This window comes from Arcicella rosea (genome assembly GCF_014204325.1).
In the GTDB taxonomy this organism is placed as follows: domain Bacteria; phylum Bacteroidota; class Bacteroidia; order Cytophagales; family Spirosomataceae; genus Arcicella; species Arcicella rosea_A.
Genome location: NZ_JACHKT010000004.1, coordinates 70,311 through 91,296 on the forward strand (window position 1 = coordinate 70,311; position 20,986 = coordinate 91,296).

Annotated in this window: 18 protein-coding genes; 6 read left to right on the top strand and 12 right to left on the bottom strand. The window is 35.0% G+C overall.

What is annotated here, in order from left to right; all coding sequences use genetic code 11:
* Window positions 1–4: 4 nt before the first annotated feature.
* Window positions 5–1,387 (bottom strand): MFS transporter, encoded by a 1,383-nt coding sequence (locus tag HNP25_RS04065; RefSeq protein WP_229202786.1) that lies wholly within the window; start codon window positions 1,385–1,387, stop codon window positions 5–7.
* A 200-nt stretch (window positions 1,388–1,587) separates the two neighbouring features.
* Window positions 1,588–2,025 (bottom strand): Dabb family protein, encoded by a 438-nt coding sequence (locus tag HNP25_RS04070; protein ID WP_184130710.1) that lies wholly within the window; start codon window positions 2,023–2,025, stop codon window positions 1,588–1,590.
* A 188-nt stretch (window positions 2,026–2,213) separates the two neighbouring features.
* Here HNP25_RS04070 and HNP25_RS04075 point away from each other — a divergent pair, with 188 nt between their 5' ends.
* On the top strand, window positions 2,214–2,792 hold the full coding sequence (locus HNP25_RS04075) for an NAD(P)H-dependent oxidoreductase (RefSeq protein ID WP_184130713.1): 579 nt from the start codon (window positions 2,214–2,216) through the stop codon (window positions 2,790–2,792).
* A gap of 149 nt (window positions 2,793–2,941) precedes the next feature.
* On the opposite strand, the gene purB is transcribed toward HNP25_RS04075, so the two are convergent.
* Entirely contained in the window at window positions 2,942–4,288 is a 1,347-nt protein-coding gene (gene purB, locus HNP25_RS04080; protein ID WP_184130716.1) for an adenylosuccinate lyase, read from the bottom strand.
* Between the two features lie 256 nt (window positions 4,289–4,544).
* Here purB and HNP25_RS04085 point away from each other — a divergent pair, with 256 nt between their 5' ends.
* Window positions 4,545–5,585: a sensor histidine kinase gene (locus tag HNP25_RS04085; RefSeq protein WP_184130719.1), complete on the top strand. Its 1,041-nt coding sequence runs from the start codon at window positions 4,545–4,547 to the stop codon at window positions 5,583–5,585.
* A gap of 177 nt (window positions 5,586–5,762) precedes the next feature.
* A complete protein-coding gene (locus tag HNP25_RS21900) occupies window positions 5,763–6,185 on the top strand; it encodes a lipocalin-like domain-containing protein (RefSeq protein ID WP_310587155.1) in 423 nt (140 codons plus the stop codon).
* A 142-nt stretch (window positions 6,186–6,327) separates the two neighbouring features.
* Here HNP25_RS21900 and HNP25_RS04095 read toward each other — a convergent pair whose 3' ends face one another.
* The 3 genes from HNP25_RS04095 to HNP25_RS04105 form a co-directional block, all read right to left on the bottom strand.
* The gene (locus tag HNP25_RS04095; RefSeq protein ID WP_229202788.1) at window positions 6,328–6,951 is read right to left on the bottom strand and encodes a 2OG-Fe(II) oxygenase; all 624 of its coding nucleotides are present in this window, start codon (window positions 6,949–6,951) and stop codon (window positions 6,328–6,330) included.
* A gap of 74 nt (window positions 6,952–7,025) precedes the next feature.
* A complete protein-coding gene (locus tag HNP25_RS04100) occupies window positions 7,026–9,182 on the bottom strand; it encodes a 3-hydroxyacyl-CoA dehydrogenase NAD-binding domain-containing protein (protein ID WP_184130725.1) in 2,157 nt (718 codons plus the stop codon).
* A gap of 241 nt (window positions 9,183–9,423) precedes the next feature.
* Window positions 9,424–10,629: an acetyl-CoA C-acetyltransferase gene (locus HNP25_RS04105; RefSeq protein ID WP_184130728.1), complete on the bottom strand. Its 1,206-nt coding sequence runs from the start codon at window positions 10,627–10,629 to the stop codon at window positions 9,424–9,426.
* 169 nt (window positions 10,630–10,798) lie between these two features.
* On the opposite strand from HNP25_RS04105, the gene HNP25_RS04110 reads away from it, so the two are divergent.
* Complete coding sequence (locus HNP25_RS04110) at window positions 10,799–11,173, top strand: hypothetical protein (protein ID WP_184130731.1); 375 nt, start codon at window positions 10,799–10,801, stop codon at window positions 11,171–11,173.
* A gap of 424 nt (window positions 11,174–11,597) precedes the next feature.
* Here the strand turns inward: HNP25_RS04110 and HNP25_RS04115 are convergent, their stop codons facing one another.
* Window positions 11,598–12,155, bottom strand: coding sequence for an RNA polymerase sigma factor (locus HNP25_RS04115; protein WP_184130734.1), 558 nt, complete (start codon window positions 12,153–12,155; stop codon window positions 11,598–11,600).
* Between the two features lie 155 nt (window positions 12,156–12,310).
* On the opposite strand from HNP25_RS04115, the gene HNP25_RS04120 reads away from it, so the two are divergent.
* Both HNP25_RS04120 and HNP25_RS04125 read left to right on the top strand, forming a co-directional pair.
* Window positions 12,311–13,180: an AraC family transcriptional regulator gene (locus HNP25_RS04120; RefSeq protein WP_184130737.1), complete on the top strand. Its 870-nt coding sequence runs from the start codon at window positions 12,311–12,313 to the stop codon at window positions 13,178–13,180.
* Window positions 13,181–13,309: 129 nt separating this feature from the next.
* The gene (locus HNP25_RS04125) at window positions 13,310–14,587 is read left to right on the top strand and encodes a metallophosphoesterase (protein ID WP_184130740.1); all 1,278 of its coding nucleotides are present in this window, start codon (window positions 13,310–13,312) and stop codon (window positions 14,585–14,587) included.
* A 276-nt stretch (window positions 14,588–14,863) separates the two neighbouring features.
* On the opposite strand, the gene HNP25_RS04130 is transcribed toward HNP25_RS04125, so the two are convergent.
* From HNP25_RS04130 to HNP25_RS04150, 5 genes are all read right to left on the bottom strand, one after another.
* Entirely contained in the window at window positions 14,864–16,075 is a 1,212-nt protein-coding gene (locus tag HNP25_RS04130) for a porin (protein ID WP_184130744.1), read from the bottom strand.
* Between the two features lie 105 nt (window positions 16,076–16,180).
* Window positions 16,181–17,635, bottom strand: coding sequence for an inorganic phosphate transporter (locus HNP25_RS04135; RefSeq protein WP_184130747.1), 1,455 nt, complete (start codon window positions 17,633–17,635; stop codon window positions 16,181–16,183).
* A 264-nt stretch (window positions 17,636–17,899) separates the two neighbouring features.
* Window positions 17,900–18,892, bottom strand: coding sequence for a VWA domain-containing protein (locus HNP25_RS04140; protein ID WP_184130750.1), 993 nt, complete (start codon window positions 18,890–18,892; stop codon window positions 17,900–17,902).
* A 21-nt stretch (window positions 18,893–18,913) separates the two neighbouring features.
* On the bottom strand, window positions 18,914–20,077 hold the full coding sequence (locus HNP25_RS04145; RefSeq protein ID WP_184130753.1) for a hypothetical protein: 1,164 nt from the start codon (window positions 20,075–20,077) through the stop codon (window positions 18,914–18,916).
* Window positions 20,078–20,099: 22 nt separating this feature from the next.
* Window positions 20,100–20,966: a DUF58 domain-containing protein gene (locus HNP25_RS04150; protein ID WP_184130756.1), complete on the bottom strand. Its 867-nt coding sequence runs from the start codon at window positions 20,964–20,966 to the stop codon at window positions 20,100–20,102.
* Window positions 20,967–20,986: the final 20 nt, after the last annotated feature.

Sequence of the window (20,986 nt, forward strand, 5' to 3'; positions counted from 1 at the left end):
ATGATTAATGACCTTTACCGCCTTTTAGTACGGCATTGTCGAAATCAATTCCTTGGTTTTTCAATACCGTTTGTACTCTTATACCAAAGAATACCAAATACGCAAAACAGATGATTGGTACAAAGTATGATTGTTGAATACCGATTGTATCCGCCGCAATACCTTGAAGTACTGGTACTACTGCACCACCACAAATCATCATAATCATATATGCTGAACCTTGGTTGGTATATTTGCCCAAACCAGCCGTTCCCAAAGAGAAAATACATGGCCATAAAACCGAGCAGAACAAACCTCCACTAATGAACGCAAAAAGAGTAACATCACCAGTACCTAATACGCCAATCACCATTGCCAAAGCACCCATTCCAGAGAAAACTAAAAGTGTTCTAACAGGTTTTTCATCGCAATAGAAGAAAGCCCCAATCATGATTAATACACAAATGGCATAAGCGTATAAATCACTCATATCGCTTCCGTGTAAAGTATTTACGCCTAAAACAATGCCGAAAGCAACAAATGGAACAACAACGGTTAATATCTTTTTAGTAGCTGGTGCTACATCAAAGTTACTCAATGCCGCCGTCCAACGACCAATCATCATACTTCCCCAGAACATCGAAACGTAATGTGAAATTTGTGAAGAATCTAAACCTTGCGTTACTTTTAAATATTCCCCTAAATTACTTCCGATGGTTACTTCAACGCCCACGTACATAAAAATGGCAAACATACCCAATACTAATTGTGGGTATTTTAATACACCTGTTCCGATTTCTACTTCTTCGTCGTTGGTAATTCTTGGTAATTTAGATACTTTAAAGAAAATCGCTAATAATACAAAAAGTGCTCCTAGAATCAAATAAGGTAATTTTACAGATTCTATAGTGGCATTTTTGGCAGCATCAGCAGCGATTGAACCAAAAATGGCAAAGCTGATAATTACTGGTCCAATTGTACCACCTAAGTTATTGACAGCACCGCCCAAGTTAATTCTGTGTGAACCTGTTTCTGGTGGTCCAAGGGCAATCATGAATGGTTGGGTAGCTGTTTGTTGTAAAGAAAAACCTAAACCAACAATAAATAAAGCTGAAAGTAATAAAGGGAAAGACTTCATTTCTGCGGCTGGATAGAATAACAATGTTCCTAAAGCCGAAATAATTAAACCGTACACAATTCCGTTTTTGTAGCCGATTTTGTTCAAAATATCACTCTTGATTACACTTGAAACAATAAAGTATAAAATTGAACCAACTGTGTAAGCAATGTAAAAGGCAAAATCAACTAATTGTGCTTGCCATTGTTCTAAACCAAACTTCTCTTTAAATAAAGGAATTAAAATACCGTTTGAGGCAGCAACGAAACTCCAGAAGAACCATACTGTCATAAGTGTATAAAGATGGGACTTCTGATTGGATTGTGTGGTCATTGAAAACGTGTTTTAGGGTTATTTTTTAGACTGATTAAAAAGGATAATTTTACTTTAAAGCTAATACTTTTTAATTGTTTCGTCAAAATTATATTGATAAAATACCAGAGTCTTTACCTATATTACCGATTATACTTCAAAAGCATTAAAACTGTACCTTATTGAACGTAAATATCCGCTGAATCATAAACTAGTACTTTCGACCACAAGTGATGATTCTCTGCTCCGAATTTTTTGTGCAATGGATGAACCAGATATTTCTCCTCATCTTCTTTACTATCAAAAATCAATAAAACAGAGAAAGAGTAAGAAGCATCAGTAACTGGTTTATCAAAGTCATTGATTGAAGGCAAACCAATGTGTGCTGACTTTATCACTTCTATTTTACCCAAAGCTTTCAAGGCTGCCAATAATTGGTCATGATCTTTTTTGTTGTTAGGGTCTTTTAACCAAAAATATACGTGGTGAATAAAAGAAAGTTTTTCACCTTTTGGTGCTGCGTTTGAATCTGTCGTTACGATACTTGTCATGATTGTTCCTGTGGCTAAAGCCGTTGCTGAATTTTCTAAAAATTGTCTTCTGGATGATTTTTGCATGATTTTATTCGAGATTTTAATTTTATGCCTTTTTTGAAGCGTACAAACAACAAATATATCTTTTCTTAGCGGAAGTCTATCATGAAATATCTGTGAACTAATTTATTCAAAATTTCGGTTACTCTATCGACTAAACATTTTTATATATTTGAGGTTTACTTATTAAAAATTCCCCTAAAACACAAAATATGAATATCGCCATTATTGCCACTTCGCCCAGAAAAGATAGTAACTCCTTACGTTTTTCGAAGTATTTACAAAAAGTATTAGCCACTTCTGGATTTGAAAATAGTACTGTTGTAGATTTTCATCATTTTGATATTCCTTCGGTAGGTAGAGGAATCATCAAAAAAGATGATTTAAGCCTTTTTCAAGCGGAGTTAATCCATGCTTGGGAAAAAGCAGATTTAGTATTTTTCGTGACTCCAGAATATAATTGGACGGTAAACGGAGATTTACTGAATGCTTTGCATCAATTAGGTTCAAAAGATTTTTTACATCTTTTCAATAACAAAGTATTTGCTTTGGCAGGGGTTTCTAACGGACGTGGTGGAAAAGTACCTTGTTTAGAATTGACGACAGTTATTAATAAAATCATCAATTTCACAAATCAATATTCTGTAGTTTCTCCAAGAATTTATGAATCACATGAAACGGCTAAGAATTTGGATGAACAGGCAGATTCAACAGGAAATCATGTGTACGAAAGTACTGTAAAAGCATTTATTGATTATGCTTTGGTTGTAGCTGAAAGATGGGTGAAGTAAGTAAATTGAATGAATATTTTGACAAATCAAACTTATTACAAAATATAGGTAATGGTAACCTTGCGGTTACCGTTTTTTATGAACCTTATTTTTACAATACAAAGAGGCAACCGCAAGCGATTGCCTCTTCAAAACAATTTTATCACGAATTACTCTACCACACCCACATAATTGAATGGCGTGATTCTCTTTAGTTCATATTTTACTTTATCACTGATTTCTAAACCGTCGATAAATTCTGCAATGGTTTTTTCAGTGATTTTATCGTTTTTACGGGTCAAGGCTTTTAAGGCTTCATAAGGTTGTGGATAACCTTCTCTTCTCAAAATAGTCTGAATGGCTTCTGCTACAACTGCCCAGTTATCTTCCAAATCTGCATTGATAGCTTCTTGGTTCAATTCTAATTTATTCAAACCACGCAATAAAGCGGTTAAAGCTATTAACTGATGACCAATCGGTACGCCCAAATTTCTAAGTACGGTTGAATCTGTTAAATCTCTTTGTAAACGAGATACTGGTAATTTTGCCGCTAAGAATTCATACAAAGCGTTGGCAATACCCACGTTTCCTTCTGAATTTTCAAAATCAATTGGGTTTACTTTATGTGGCATGGCTGATGACCCAACTTCGCCTGCTTTGATTTTTTGTTTGAAGTAACCCATCGAAACGTAAGTCCAAATGTCACGGTCTAAATCTAAAACGATACTATTTAAACGTTTTAAATTATCCATCAAAGCCGCCATATTATCGTAATGTTCAATCTGAGTAGTGTATTTGCTGCGAACCAATCCTAAAGATTTTACAAATGAGTTTCCGAATTCAACCCAATTATTTTCTGGATAAGCTACGTTATGTGCATTGAAATTACCAGTTGCTCCACCGAATTTAGCAGAGTATGGAATGGTTTTCAATAAATCCATTTGGCGTTCCATTCTTTCAACAAACACCATAAATTCTTTACCTAAACGAGTTGGTGACGCTGGCTGACCATGCGTATGTGCTAATAAAGGAATGTCTTTCCATTCTTCAGCCAAAGCTTCAATTTTAGCAATTACTTCTTCTAATTTTGGCACTAATACTTCGTTCATTGCTTCTAATAAAGACAAAGGAATGGCAGTATTGTTAACATCTTGAGAAGTAAGACCAAAGTGAATGAACTCTAAAGAATCGTTAATACCAAACTTATCTAATTTATGTTTGATAAAATACTCAACCGCTTTCACATCATGATTGGTTACTTTTTCAGTTTCCTTGATCCAAAGGGCATCTTCTTCAGAGAAATTAAGATAAATGTCTCTTAAAGCAGTAAACAAATCTTTATTAATCGATTCTAATTGAGGTAAAGGTATTTCGCAAAGAGCGATGAAGTACTCTATTTCAATACGAACACGATATTTGATAAGCCCAAATTCAGAGAAAAAAGGAGCAAGACTTTCTACTTGCTTGCGGTAACGCCCATCGATGGGAGAGATTGCGGTTAATTGATTGAGTTGCATTTTTAATGAGTGATTGAGTAATTGAACGATTGAGTGACGATTCTAACTCAAAATTCAATGCTTCAATATGTTTAAGGAAAGAACAAAGGTACAAAAGAATTATTGAGCTACGATTTAGGAAATCATTTTCATATTCATTTTCCTAAATTTAATACAAAATATCGCCAAAAAACGTGAAACTTGCACAAGGATTGTTCGGCTTTACACTTTTAGGAAAGTAAAAATCCCTTTTATCAAAAACGAATACGGTTTTCTCATGCTTCTGAATCCCAAATTGTTAGCCACTTTGTTGGCTATTGTCATTGCCGCTTTTATTACTTCTTTTCTTTCTTTTCTGCCCGAATCGAATGCCAATGTGCTGTTCGTCAGCTTTATTGCTACGCTGATTGTGGCGGGAATTCTCATTTATTTTGTGTTAGATTACTTGGTTTTTCAAGAAATCAACAAAATGTATGATTCAATTAACCGACTAAAAATCAAAGATTTCGGTGTAACCAGAAAGAAATTATACAAGAACAATAATCCGCTCAAGAAACTGAATGATGAATTGTTTGTCTATGTTTCTAAAAAGGAACAAGAAGTAACAGAGCTGAAACGCTTAGAAAAGTATCGTCGTGAATTTCTAGCCAATGTTTCACATGAATTGAAAACCCCCATTTTTGCAGCACAAGGTTTTGTACATACTTTATTGGATGGAGCGATGGACGATGAAAATGTTCGTGAACGCTTTTTGATAAAAGCAGCTAAAAGTTTAGATGGACTGGATATTTTGGTGAAAGATTTATTGACGCTCTCGCAAATGGAAACGGGCGATATTAAGATGAATCGGGCGAAGGTTGACATTAAGCAAATCACCAAAGAAGTATTTGAACAACTGGAAGGAAAAGCGAAAGCCAAGAATACTACTTTACAGATTAAGTCGCCACAATTGCAAGTTTGGGTAAAAGCAGATGCCCAAAGAATCGGACAAGTAGTGACGAATCTCGTAGAAAATGCCATCAAATATGGCAACGAAAACGGAACGGTAATTGTAAATTTTGAAGAAGACAAAAAAGACTGGAAAGTTGCTATCAAAGACAACGGCCCAGGTATTGCACCAGAACACCTTAACAGAATTTTTGAAAGATTTTATAGAGTAGATAAGGCCAGAAGTCGTTCGGATGGTTCATCAGGCTTAGGTTTGGCCATTGTAAAACATATTTTGAACGCCCACAGAACCAAAATTTCAGTAGCCTCAAAGCCAGAGAAAGGAACGACTTTTTCGTTTAAATTAGAGAAGGCTGAAATTTCCAATTAATAAATTTTATAACAAAATTTATTTTCTTTCTCACTCAAACGTATAGTCTAATATATTTACTCCTGAAAATTTATTAGACTCACATACATTCAAAACATTTATGAAAATTCACAAAACCCCTTATTTCTCTTCCTATCACTTTTCCTTATCACCTCTTGTAAAGACGATAACGATGAAATTGTTGCCTCAAACAGTGCTGTCGTTGGCAAATGGAAAGTATCTACCGTTAAAGAAACTGCTACATTTTTAGGGACTCCTGGAAACTATGATGACGATTTAAGTTCACAAAACTATTTTTATGAATTTAAATCAGATGGAACATTTAAAGGTAACGGGCAAATTGACTTTTGGGATAGCAATGAACCACTAGCGAATGAGCCTATTTCTGATAAGTATGTAATATCAGGCAATGAGCTTACACTAACCTATACGGATGCTACCACACAAAAAACAGCTTTGCAAATATATTCGTTTACTGTAGTTGGTACTAAACTAACTTGGGGCTTAACGCTAGACCAATTGAAAAAAGCTTATGCAAATGATGCTAATTCTTTAGCAGCTTTATCGCCTTTCACAGCGTTGAATTTTAATATTGAGTAAATAAGCAGTAATAAGACACTATCCAGTTATAGAAAAATGGAAAGAGAAATTAAATAAATTTTAAAAGTTTCTTCCAACTTAAAAAAAGTATTTATCTAGTCGATGAGTTTTGATAACTTTTAAAAGTTGTCAAAACTAAAATCTAACCATTCAACAACCAACCCGTAATACTTAATCTTTCTCTAAAGGTTTCACTTACTTCGTGGTCTAGTTTATCGCTTTCAAAACAGACTAATCTTCCTGCTATTGGTGCGATGCTGATTGTTTTTTCAATATTGTTTTCTTGGGTATAAATCAATAAGTTGCCACCATTTTCGGGGAGCCAATTGCTGTTTAAATAGTAAATCACAGAAAGTATTCTCCCTTTTTGAGCTTGAAAAGTATCTCTATGACGACGATAAAATTTACCGATGTCATATTTAGCAAAGTGTATTTCGGCATCAATAATGCCTAAATAACAAGTTTGATTGAGGTAATCTACAAATGCTTGATTTTTATCTAAGAGTATTCTTTCTGAAGAGTCAACAGAATTGCTTTCCAACCAAAGTATTTTATCTCCTCTAATTTCTTTGGCTTGATGTACTTCACTTTGCTTTCCTATACCAGCTTCTTTAAAATTACCATCATCAAATCTTTCAGTAAATCTTGTTGATAAACTCGCCACTTCTTCAGTACTTAGAAAATCATCACAAACCCCGTAGCCATTGGCCAATATTCCTTCTATTAAGCCTTCAAACTTTTGTTCTTGCGTTAACATTATCACCATAAAAAACCCCTTGTAAGTCTTGCGGACGTACAAGGGGTTTGGGGTTTACATAAAGGTAAGTAATTCTTTTTATTTTACTCATAAAAACCTTTGCCAGCTTCTGCCATAGCCCTGAGTTTTTCTGTTGGTCTGAATCTTTCGCCATAAGTATCAGCCAGACGGTCGGCTTCTGCGACAAAATTTTTGATGCCCACAGTATCTACAAAGGAAAGTGTTCCACCCAAATAAGCAGGGAAACCCCAAGCAAAGATAGAACCCAAATCAGCATCCAAATACTTACGAATTACGCCTTCTTCAACACATTTTACGGTTTCTAAAGCTTGTCGGTACAATAATCTTTTCTTGATTTCTTCTACGGCTATTTTTTCTTCTTTCAAAGGGAAAAATTCCGCCAAGCCTTCCCATAAATACTTTTTGCCATTTTCAGGATAAGTATAAAAGCCTGCTTTGGCTTTTTTGCCCAAACGTCCCATTTCAGTAAACTGTTTACTGACTTGATAAGCTGTATCTGTTGCAGATAAAATACCATTTTCAACGGCTTCTTTCGCAATTTTATAAGCCAAGTCTAAGGCTACTTCGTCGGAAACTGCCAAAGGCCCAACGGGCATTCCCATTTGTTTGGCGATGTTTTCGATAACCACAGGATTTACGCCATCTTTTAATAATTCGATGCCTTCGGAAGTATAAGTAAAGAATACTCTGGAAGTATAAAAACCTTGAGAATCGTTTACAACAATCGGTGTTTTACGAATCTTCTTGACAAAATCCATTGCCACAGTAAGGGCGTAGTCGGAAGTTTCTTTGCCCATGATGATTTCTACCAATTGCATTCTATCAACTGGCGAAAAGAAATGAATGCCAATAAATTTATCAGGCTGAATGGTCGCCTTGGCTAAGTTTGAAATAGGCAAAGTAGAAGTATTTGAAGCAAAAACACCCGAATCTTTTTTCAAGAAAACCTCTGCTGCTTTAGATACTTCTGCTTTTAATTGAGGGTTTTCAAAAACTGCTTCGATGATTAAATCTGCTCCCTCAAGCTCGGCATAATTATCAGTAGTTTTGATAAGACTTAAAATACCTTCTGCTTTTTCAGGACTCATTTTACCTTTACTAATGGCTTTTTCGAGTAAATTCTGTGAATATTGTTTTCCTTTTTCGGCGGCTTCGAGCGATACATCTTTTAATATAACTTCAATGCCTGCCATTGCCGAAACGTAAGCAATGCCCGAACCCATCATGCCAGCACCCAAAATCCCCAGTTTTTTCACTTCGGTTTTTTCAATATTTTTGGGTCTGTTTACACCTTTATTTACTTCATTCAGCCCAAAAAACATGGTACGAATCAGGTTTTTTGCCACAGAAGAATTGGCAACTTTTACAAAATGACGAGCTTCGATGATAAGTCCACGGTCGATATTCACTAATAGTCCTTCATACACGCAAGACATAATAGCAATGGGCGAAGGATAATTTTCATTAGTTTTAGTCATTGTAAGAGCTGTACCGCCCATCATTAATTGTACTCCTTTAGGACTTAGGATATTCCCATTGGGTACTTTATAATTTTCTTTTGCCTGAATTTTTCCAGTTTTCTGATTGATTTCGTCCCAAGGTTGTATCGCAATTGGATTAGCGTTAATCCATGCAAAAGCCTTTTCCATCATTTCTTCGTATGAATCCACTAATTCGTCTATCATGCCAAGGGAAAGAGCTTCTTTGGGCGATACTTTTTTGCCTTCTAATAAAAGTGGAGCGGCCATTTCTAAGCCTATCATTCGTGGTAAACGCTGCGTACCGCCACCGCCGGGCAGTAAACCAATCGTTACTTCTGGCAAACCAATCAAGGCTTTAGGATTATTAATGGCTACTCGATGATGACAAGCCAAGCATACTTCATAGCCACCGCCCAAAGCTGTGCCGTTGATGGCGGCTACAATGGGTTTTCCATTGGTTTCCATTTTTCGGAAAATGGTATTCAATGACCTTGAAAGCTGATAGAGTTCTTCGGGAGCTTTACCATTATTATTGAGAATCATGCGTAAATCTGCACCAGCGATAAACTCTGGTCGTTCAGAAGTAATGATGATTCCTTTGGCTTCTGGGTCTGCGTATGCCTGCTCTAATGCCCTAGCAAGAGCAGGAATTGATTCGTCATTCAAGACATTCATTGCTTGATTCGCAACATTAATACTTAAAATGGCGACGTTATGTAAGAGATTGTATGAGAGCATTTTTTTTAGGGGGACTTTAGGGGGTTGGACTTTAAGATTGGAGGACTAAATGACTTTAGGATATTGGACTTTAAGATTTGACGATTAAAAGAATTTAGGATTTATGATATTACTGGACTCTGTGACTTTATTGAGGAGTTAGGAATAAAACTGATTTGAATTAATCTTTTAATCCTCAAATCCAATGTCTTCCAGTCCTAAAGTCTTAAAATCCTAAAGTCCAACATCCTCAAGTCCCAAATCAAACTCTTTCAATAACCGTAGCAATTCCCATTCCTCCACCGATACATAAACTTGCTAAACCAGTACTTTTGCCAGTTCTTTCTAATTCATCCAAAAGCGTCATTAAAATAATTGCACCCGTCGCACCAAGTGGATGACCGAGGGCAATTGCTCCGCCATTGACGTTTACTTTAGAAGCATCAACCTTTAGAACGTCCATAAACAACAAAGGAATGGCAGCAAAAGCCTCATTGATTTCAAATAAATCAATATCACTAATATTCATACCATTGCGTTTGAGTACTTTCTGAGTTGCAGGAATTGGCCCTGTCAGCATAATTGTTGGCTCAGAACCCGAAACGCCAAAAGCAGTAATTTTAGCTCTTGGTTTCAAGCCCAGTTTTTCACCAATCGCTTTATTCCCAATTAAAATACCAGCCGCACCATCTACGATTTGAGAAGAATTTCCTGCATGATGCAAATGTTTAATTTCATTCAGTTCTGGATATTTCATCAGAGCCAGATGGTCTAAGCCCATTTGTCCTATGGTTTCAAAAGCAGGTTTTAATTTCGCCAAAGAGTCGAGGGAAGTATCTGGTCGCATACCTTCGTCGAAAGTCAACACTTCTTGTCCGATGTCGTCCTTTACCGCAAACATAGATTTTGAAAAACGTTGATTCTGCTGTGCAAAAGCAGCTTTTTGTTGAGAAGCTACGGCATAGCTATCTAAGAATTCACGAGAGTAGCCATATTTTGTGGCAATTAAATCGGCAGAAATACCTTGAGGTACAAATTTATGTTCAGCAATTAATGCTGGATTCATCATCATCGCTCCACCGTCACTACCCATGGCAACTCTCGACATTGACTCGATTCCTCCCGCAATAATCAACTCTTGTTGTCCCGACATGATGTAAGCAGCTGCCATATTTACGGCTTCAAGTCCCGAAGAACAAAAGCGATTGATTTGTACGCCTGCTACGCTTTGGTCGTAACCAGCAGCCAAAACTGCTGTGCGAGCGATGTCTGCACCTTGCTCGCCGATGGGTGTAACACAACCAAGAATCACATCATCGACCAGCGAAGTATCTAATTGATTTCGTTCTCGGAGTTGTTGTAATACTTGTTGTGCCAGTTGAACAGGTTGAATATCATGCAATGAACCGTCTGATTTTCCTCGCCCACGAGGAGTACGAACGGCATCATAAATATAGGCTACATTCATGTTGAAGATGATTTAATAAATGTTCATAATGTTATTACGAATTTAATAAATTCATTATGCTTGCATACTATTTCGGTAAAATATTTAGATTAAATTTGAAAAATCAAACATTAACAATTTACAAAAGTTAATGTAGTAGATTTATCACTTTTAAAGCACACAGATGATTATGAAAAAGAGTTTATTAATCGGCATGATGTTGTCGGCGTTTTGTTTTGTTGCTCAGGCAAAAACTTCAGGGAAAGAAGTATTAAAATCAGAAGTACGTGTAAGTCTAGTAGATTCTTTAGACTTTAAAGATTATTATGGAAGCTATAAAATGGCTGATAATCCTTATGTTCAAAAAATGAAAGTTTACTTCAAAGCAGGGGAGCTTTTTGGTCAAGCTTCGGACTATCCTGAAACAAAGTTAATTCGAAAAAAAGAAGATGAATTTGAAGAAGGTAATTTTGGTGCTCAAATATTTTTTGTACGTACGGATGGCTTAGTGACTGGCATCAAAGTGCTGGTTCAAGGACAAGAATTAGTTGGAACCAAAGAATAAAAAAACTCCTGTGATAATCTTTGTCAGAAAAACCAAAGCCGCCACTATGATTTTTGAGACTTAGAAGATTAAAATTCAGGAGTTTAGTAATTATTTAATATACTATATCGATTGAATAATTGATACAGTAATTTAGTGGGTAATTGTGATTAGTTATTTATTGAGACAAATATATGTGTATGAACACGTATTATCAAAGGATAACAAAATAAATAAGATAAATATTCAATCAGTGATGGATTTTGGATTTATTTGACAGAAAATGGAGATAGAATCTGTAGAAATAAATGTAATAGCAATAAAAAAAGGAAAATAAATTTGCTGAGGCTGGAAAATGATGGCGAGGGAAGTAGGTAAATTGAAATGATACTTGTCGGTCTATTTTGTTAATAAGTGTTTAATAAATAGACAGACAAGTATTATATTACTGAGTCATGGCGATTCTTAGGGTTTCTACACCTCTATGAATATTGTTATTGACCGATTGATAATTGATGGACATTTTTGTAGCAATTTCTTGATTCCCCATTTTATCGAAATATCTCATCTTTAAAGCCTGTGATACTCTACTTGGCAACGATAATAATGCATTTTCAAGTTTTACGAACATTTCTTCACGCTCTTCATTTTCATGGATATACGAAAAATGATACTTCTCAAGCTGATGAGCAAGTTCTGAAATATTATCGAACGGAACGCCATTTCTTGCTTCAGTAATTTTTCTGACTAAATCGTGACGCAAAGAAGTTTTTAAATAAGGTTCAATATTGTCTGTATCAGCAAGATTGTGTTTTCTAAGCCATAAGTTTACGAACAAATCTTGTACAGTATCTCTCACAAGCTCTATGTCCTGTGTTATTTTACTACCATAATTGACTAAAATTTTATGATTTAATTTATAAATCAAGTGAAAAGCCTGCTGATCTCCTTTCTTAAATCTTTGCCAAAGCTCAAAATTATCGTAATGCTGACGCTTAATCATCTTTAAATCTATTTTTATTACAATAAATTATTAAAAAACTTCATTACAAAGAGAGTGTATTTTTCTTACATAAACTTTTCCGTTATTAGTACATTTTAATACTATATTAGCATTAATTTTAATGAATACACTATTTCGGTAATAATTTACATACAATGAAGCCATTATTCAGAAAAGTTCAGATAATGCCTGAACAATCGTTCAGTGTAAATAAAGATTTCGTCCCGTTTTTTTATAATCACTGGCATTATCATCCTGAAATTGAGATTGTTCATATTTTCGAAGGAACGGGAACGCTTCTGGTTGGAAACGGGGTGAGGAGTTTTAAAGAAAATGATTTAATCATGATTGGGCCAAATGTGCCACATTTTTTTAGAAGTGACCCACATTACTTTGAGCAAAATTCTACGCTAATGTCTCGTTCAGTTGTTATTCACTTCAACCCAAACTTTTTGGGAGATGGGTTTATGAAAATACCTGAATCAATTTCTTTGAATGAATTATTCCAAAAAGCTAAAAAAGGATTATTGGTTGGTGGGCCAGTTCGTGAAAAAGTTGGTGTATTAATGGAGGAAATGCTTCATACAACGGGTATCGACAAAGTAATCCAATTGTTGAATATATTGAGTTATATAGCCAGTTCCGAAGATGTTACAGACTTATCAAAAACAGAATTTAATGTTTCTTTAGATGAGTATAATACTAGAAGAATTGACATGATTTACTCTTTTTCATTAAATAATTTTGCCCGAGAAATCACTTTAGAGGAAGTAGCCGAAGTAGCCAATATTAGCGTAAACTCATTCTGTCGTTACTTCAAGACGCATACTCGAAAAACTTATTTCCAGTTTTTACAAGAACTCAGGATTGGTCACGCCTGTAAATTATTGGCTGGCGAGAAACTCAGTATTTCGCAAGTAGCCTTTGAAAGTGGCTTTAATAATCTTTCACACTTCAATCGTTCTTTTAAGTCTTTGATGCAAATGAAACCACAGGCTTATCAAAGGTTATATCGACAAAAGTAAAAATCTGAAAGGTTTTTGCCGTTTATCATAAAAACAAGTTCATCCAGAACCCAAGTCGTTGAATTAGGGTTTAATCAAATAGTTAAACTATTGAATACTCTTTTCTGATAAAAATATCATCATACTTCAATGAATAAATTAATTATTATTCCAATTGTATCAATTATACTTTTACTGATTGATTGGTACGTTTGGCAAGCCGTAAAAGTATCTATTCAAAATACTTCAGCTAATACTCAGAACATTACAAAATATATTTTTTGGGGACTTACTTCAATCACTATGCTTGGCATGTGGCTTTATAATTTTACGCCTCCAGAATGGCTAGGTAAAAACCTCAGAACCATTATTATGGTAGGCGTTTTTGTTAATTACTTTTCTAAAATATTTGTTGTACTTTTTTTATTAATAGACGATATCATTCGTTTATTCCGCTTGGTTGTTTCTAAATTTTCAAGTACTTCTGAAATTTCAGTTGCTACAACTAGCCAACCTTCAGCACTGAATACTCCTATTACAAGAAGCGAGTTTTTGATGAAAACGGCTGTCATTGCAGGTGCTGTTCCTGCTTTAGGCTTAACATGGGGAATTATTTCGGGAGCGCATGATTATAGAGTGCGTAGAGTAAAGTTGGCTTTAAAAAACTTACCAAAGCAATTTGATGGAATGACTATCGCCCAAATTTCAGATATTCACTCTGGTTCTTTTTTCAATCGTGTTGCTGTGAAAGGCGGTATCGAGATGTTGATGAAGGAAAAACCAGATGCGGTTTTCTTTACGGGTGATTTAGTGAATAATTTAGCCTCAGAAGTACAAGAGTATATTGATATTTTCAATAAAGTGAAAGCTCCTTTGGGTGTTTATAGTACTTTGGGGAATCATGATTATGCCGATTATGTGAATTGGGGAAATGATATGATAGGAAAACAGAAAAATTTAAGTGACCTTCAGCGTGCACACAAAGTTATGGGTTACGATTTATTAATGGACGAAAACCGATTCATTGAACAAGGAGGGGAAAAGTTAGCTATCATTGGTGTTCAAAATATCAGCGGACAAAATCGTTTTCATACTTATGGCAATTTATCAAAAGCCGTAAAAGGTACAGAAGAAGCTCCTGTTAAACTTTTACTCTCGCATGACCCAACACATTGGGATAAGGAAGTAAATACTAAATTCAAAGATATTGACGTGATGTTTTCGGGGCATACGCACGGAACACAGTTTGGCATTACGATTGGTAACGAAACATGGTCGCCAGCACAATATGTTTATAAACAATGGGGAGGTTTGTATGAGGAAGGTGACCAAAAATTATATGTAAACCGTGGTTACGGTTACATCGGTTATCCAGGCAGAATTGGAATGCCACCAGAAATTACCGTTTTTGAATTAAAGAGAGCATAAAATAACATGAGTCATCCCGAATTTTAAAATCACAAAAAAGCGGTCGAAAAACTAATTTCGACCGCTTTTTTGTGATTGATGGGTAACGAATTCCTACTGTTTGAGCGAAGCGAGGTGGTTCGCCACTCCGATTAGGAATTCTTGATTTTTTTGCGGCCGTCGCTACGGTTACTTTTTGTATCAAGACAAAAAGTAAGGACGAGAACAAATCCAAAAAACTTTTAAATCTTCTAAAACTCGCTATTCTAGGAGAAAATTCGGGATGACTCATGTTTATTAGAAATTAAACTGTGCTTGAAGGCGAAGTAAATTACCTGTTTGTCTGTTCACAGGTAAAGCCACATCTTCAAATGTTCTATCTGAAATGGTATAGATTGCTGTAAGTTCAAAGTAATCTTTCAATTGCCATTCTGCACCAATTTCTAAATCTTTTACAATGTATCTTCTAGCATCAATTTCATGTTTTTTCCCACCATTATAATATTGATACTTGATAAATGGTGTAATATGATTTTCTCTAATTTTTTGTCGATACATTACCTGAGCATAACCACCATTTAGCTTTTTTACTTCTGTAGTCATCGTACTTGGATTAAACTCTGGCCCTTCTCCAACATTATATTCTGCTTGAAAACCAAAAGGTTGAGGATAGACTACCAAAGTAGCCGCTACACGACGGTCGATAAAAGAAGATTCAGCAGCTTTGTTTTTAGTATTTTTTTCAATGACAAATTTTCCAGTATAAGCTTGAATCCCTGTTTCAATGATTTGACCTGATTTTAGTTGAAACGGATAAGTAATTCTCGACACAACATGTGGTTCGTTATTTTGTTCAGCTTTGTTAGCATTTTGTCCGTTATAAAGTCCAAAAGCAAAAACGCCATAATCACCGCTTCCTTTCAAACCTGAACTAACCAAGTAAGCGAAACGCTTACGGATTTCGGCTTTTGCCCAATAAAAGAATATTCCTAAATCTCGTTCATTTGAAACTGGGCTGTTTGTTGGGTCAGCACGGTCTAAAGCTAAACGGTTTTGTGAAGATTGCATGTTTTCAAAACCATAAGGTACTTTACTTTGCCCAATACGAAGGCGAGATTCCTTTTTAGCATCAAGTGCTAAATCAAAATAAGCATCACGAATTTGAAAAGAGTGTTGAAAAGAATTACTGACATTCGACGCAAAATCTGGTTGAACGTAAATATATAACCTATCTGAAATATCTCCTGAAAAAATTAATCGTCCACGACGGATAAAAAATCCACCATTTTCGCCCCAAGACCTATCACATTGTTCGCACTTCAATTTTTCATTTGTTTCTAGTAAACGATTATATCGAACTTGTGCATAACCTCTTAATGAGATTTTATCATACCATTTTTTGGGGGCTTGAGCTTCTTTTTTAGGCTCATTTATTGGATTTTGGGCAATAGTTTGGGAGCTGACGACACACAAAGTCACCAGAACAAAAAGTCCCTTGAAAGTTTTCATTAATTTATGGATTTTCTATATTGGTAGTTGGGGTAATTGCAATGTAAGTGGATACTTAAAGAGCGTATGAAATTATTCCCATACGCTCTTCTGAAATCTTTAATATTATCCGATAATTGTACGGAGTAAATAGAATATTGTAGCAGATACTAAAATTGTAACTGGCAAAGTAAGTATCCATGCCATTACAATACTTTTTACAGTACCACCTTGTAAGTTTTTAATACCTTTTGAAGCTACCATCGAACCTGCAATACCCGAAGAAAGTACGTGAGTAGTTGATACAGGCCATTTATAAATTGTTGACAATGCGATGGTAAACGACGCAACTAATTCCGCAGAAGCACCTTGTGCATACGACAAATGTTGTTTCCCGATTTTTTCACCTACTGTTACTACAATACGTTTCCAACCTATCATTGTTCCTAAACCTAAAGAAAGTGCAATCATCCACATTACCCAAGTCGGTGCAAAGTCTGTTAAAGATGATAAACCAGAACCAGAATTTCCAAAAGTAAAGAAAGCAGGCGAAGAACCAGCAGTAGCTTTTTTCAAAGCACTTTTATCGTCTTTGCTCAAAGTCACAGCATCACTTTCAGAAAGTTTTTTAGCGAATTTATTGATTGATAAAACATCTTTACGAATTTCTAATTTTTTCTCTACAGATAAATTATCGTTTGTAAGTGTTTTATCTTCTAATATAGCGGTTAAACCAGTAGTTGCTTTAATGATTTTATGATAACCTTCCTTCTCTGTCGCTGATAATTTTGTGGTATCAATTTTAGTAATTACTCGTTGTACAGTATTTACTTCTGCTTGCAGTTTGAATGGGTCAACGTCTGTATTGATGGCGAAATAACCTGGTAAAAAAGCAATTAAAATCATCATTACTAAACCAATTCCTTTTTGCCCATCGTTACGTCCGTGAAAGAAACTTACTAAAGTACAAGTCGTAAATAATATAGCACGAATCCACATTGGGGGAGGGGTATCTTTTTTAGGCTCTTTGAAAATATCTTTATTAGAGATACCTTTTTTCATGATATACATCAATACGATTGCTACTGCAAAACCAAATAATGGTGAAAGTAAAAGTGCTCTACCAATTTCAATGGCTTTGTCCCAGTTTACGGTTTCTAAACCCGCTTTGTTTTCAGGTAAAAGAGCATAACCTACACCAATACCGATAATAGAACCAATTAAAGTATGAGAAGAAGAAGCTGGAATACCAAAATACCAAGTTCCCAAGTTCCAAAGAATGGCAGTAATTAACATCGCTAATGCCGTTGCCATAGAATGATAAACATTGGGGTCTATGAGGAGTTCTGTAGGCAGTAAACCAATAATCGACATCGTTACACCAACACCACCGGTAAGTAATCCTAAGAAATTCATTAATCCAGACCAAACTACTGCTTGTGTAGGTTTTAGTGAATTTGTATAAATTACAGTAGCTACGGCATTTGCTGTATCATGAAAGCCATTGACGAACTCAAAGGCACAAGCCAAAAACAAACATAGGAAAAGTAAAATGAATAGTGAAGTTTCTAATCCGAACATTATTTTTATTGATTTGAAGAGCGAGGAATCACTCTAATGTTAATATGAAAATTTACAAAAACTTTTACAGTAATAAGTAAATCTTCAATTATCGTGGTTTTTCATATTGGTAATTTCGCCACAAAGGTATAAATACTTAGTTACCGCAATGTTAAGGAATTATTAAATCTGATTTTTGTAAATAATAATCGACAATACTTATACTTATCATAGTTTTTATAGCACTTTGATGTTGTGTATTGTGATGATTATGAATTGATTAGCTTAATCTTCTAAAATATTTCCCATAAAGGTATTCTTAAAAGCAAAGGATATTAACAAAAAAGCGATTGATAATCTTAAATATGAATGATAAAAATCACGAACATTTCTAGATTTATTTTGCTTGATTTCAACTTTTTCTAAAAGGTTAATTTCTTCAAAAATCGTCTCTAAAGATTTAGCATCTTTCGCCCTAAAGAATTTTCCTTCCCCTACTCTTGCAATTTCTCTAAGCGTTCCTTCATCTACTTTTTCGGTTACGTTTTTGTTACTTCCTACTGCAATCGTGTAAACCCGAACACCAAATGTTTTGGCTAATAGTGCCGAGATTACTGGGTCGAGATTTCCAGCAGTATTATCACCATCAGAAATCAGAATGGCTACTTTACTTTTAGAGTCAATTTCTCTTAAACGATTAATACACAATCCCAAAGCATTACCAATGGCTGTTCCTGATGTTTTAATCAAATCAGAAGAAACTTCATCTACAAGCTCATTTAACATTTCATAGTCGGTAGTTAATGGACATAATGAGCGAGGTTCTCCTGAAAAAATAACCATTCCGATTCTATCGTATAATCTGCCACTGATAAATTTCTTAGCTACATTTTGTGCAACAACCAGCCTTGATGGCGGAATATCTTTGCTGTCCATTGATTTTGAAATATCCAAAGCCAACATAATATCAATGCCATCCGAAAATTCTTCTGTTTCCGAAACTACTCTTTGCGGACGAGCCAAGGCTAAAAGCATCATCGTAATTGATAACAACAAAAATACAGCAGGGACAAATCGTAAATAACTAATCCAGTTAGATTGAATATCATTGGCTGGAAAAGCAATATTTAATTTTTGAATCGCATTGCCACGCAACCAACTTCTGACTAAAAACAATAGCGGGATGATGGGTAAACTGTACAAAAAGAAAGGATTTGCCCAGTCGAAACTTGAAAGGGTAGAGGGTAAAAACCAATATTTTGAAAACCAATCTTCCATAAAAAAAATATTTAACAGCCATCAAGTGCTTTGTACTAATATTTGTCTGTGTTTTTTGTAAAGGCTTTCAGCGAGTTCTTGAAGAATATTCAAGGAGCTTGCTGTTGTTTTAGAATAAATTCCGCCATAAACTGTGGCATCTATTTCTCTGAGTGCTTCAGACAAACGATTGTCTTGTAAATTGTCTAAAATCTCTTTTGTGGTAAAAGTAGTAAATGGCTTGTTTTCAAGACGTTCCACATATTTTTTCCAGAGAATTACCGCTTTTTCTACATTTTCTAAACCCCTTTTCTTATCATCGGTTGCTCTGCTTAACCTTTGGAAAAGCCTTAGATATTCATCGTAACGACGTTTAAACCTGAATAATTTAATTTGCCTTTTAATAGGCGTACCAAAAAACCAGAAAGTCAATACTCCTAAAAAACTAAAACCAACAAGGAATAAAAAAATTAAAGGATAGTTTGGCTGTTGCGATAGCGGAATTACTTGAGTATCTTTTTTCAACGACATCGTGTCGATGTTGCCATTTGCAGAAATCGTACCTTGTAAGCGAACATAATCTATCGGTGCAAAAACACGAGTACAATCAAGATTATCTCTTACAAAAACAGGCAAACTAAGTTCTTGAACTGGTAATACTTCAAACGAAATTAAAGTATAAATGGCACTATCAAGGCTGCCTTTGGGATTGGTAATTGTCGGAAAGTATTCTCTCGAAACAAGTTCAAATGGTGCAAAATTATAGGTTGAATCTGGAAAGAAAATATCTGCAGTCGGTTTGTGTCTGTAACTCAAAGCATACTTTATCGGTAAACCCACTTTTAAACTATCACTCAAAAATTGTCCTTTCGGTGGTCGCCAATTCTGGTTTTGTGCATTAGTATTGGATGGAAAGAAAAGTAAAGAAGCAAAAAGTAAGACAAAAGATACAAGACTTGAAGATACAAGACTTGAGGACACAAGACTTGAAGAAACAGGACGAGAAGATTCTCGACTAAAAGATAAAGGACTAACAGAAAAGAGATTTGAGTTATAAACGTTTGAATGTAGTCCAATCCTAGTTTTTAAGCTGTAGATTTTTGCCTGTAATGTTGTTGAAACTTTGCAGGAATGAAACTGTACTGATATTTCTTTTAATGAATCAGAAAATTTGATGATGGTGGACTTCATTAAAAAAGGGTTCATGAATATTATGAGCAATAGCTTCTTACTTTCTTACTTTAAATAACTTTATCAATTTAGGAACATAATCTTCCGAAGCATCAATGGCTAAATAATTGGCTCGATGTTGTTTACATACTTGTTCTACTTGTTGTGAATTTTTATCGAATAAAATCTTCATGCGATTTCTAAACCAACTTGATGAAGCATTTACCCAAATTGTTTTTCGGGTTTCGGTATCATAAACAGGAATAATTCCCAAGCGTGGAAGATTCGTTTCTCGTTGGTCGAATAAGTGAATCACGATTAAATCATGTTTTCGAGCCAAGGCTTTCAGGTTTTCTTCATAACCTGTATCAATAAAATCAGAGACTAAAATGACCAAACTTCTTCTTTTTAAAACATCTAAAGTAAAAAGAATCATTTTCTTCAAATTTGTACCTGTAGATTCTGTTTTGAGTTTGAATAATTCTAAAATGGTTTGATAGCCATGTTTTAAAGTATTAGCTGGTTTAATATATTTTTCTTTTTGGTCAGAAAAACAAAGTAAACCAACATGGCTGGCTTCTTTAATTGCCGATAAAGCCAACACACCACAGATTTCTTTGGTAGTATCTAGTTTAGAACGGTCAGATCGACCTACATCTTGCGAAGCACTTACATCAATCACAAAAAAGACCGATTGTTCTTTTTCTTCCTTGAAAATTTTAACATAAGTTCCATGTCCTTTGGCTGAAGTATTCCAATCAATCAAACGAACGTCGTCACCATATTGATATTGACGCAAATCGCTAAACTCTAGCCCAGAACCTTTGAAAATAGAATGAAAATTTCCCCGCATCTGCGAAGTAACAGCCTTGCGGATTTTAATTTCATATTTGTAAAGTTTGGCTAAAAATTCGTTGGGAGTCATCTATTGTTTCATTCGTCGAA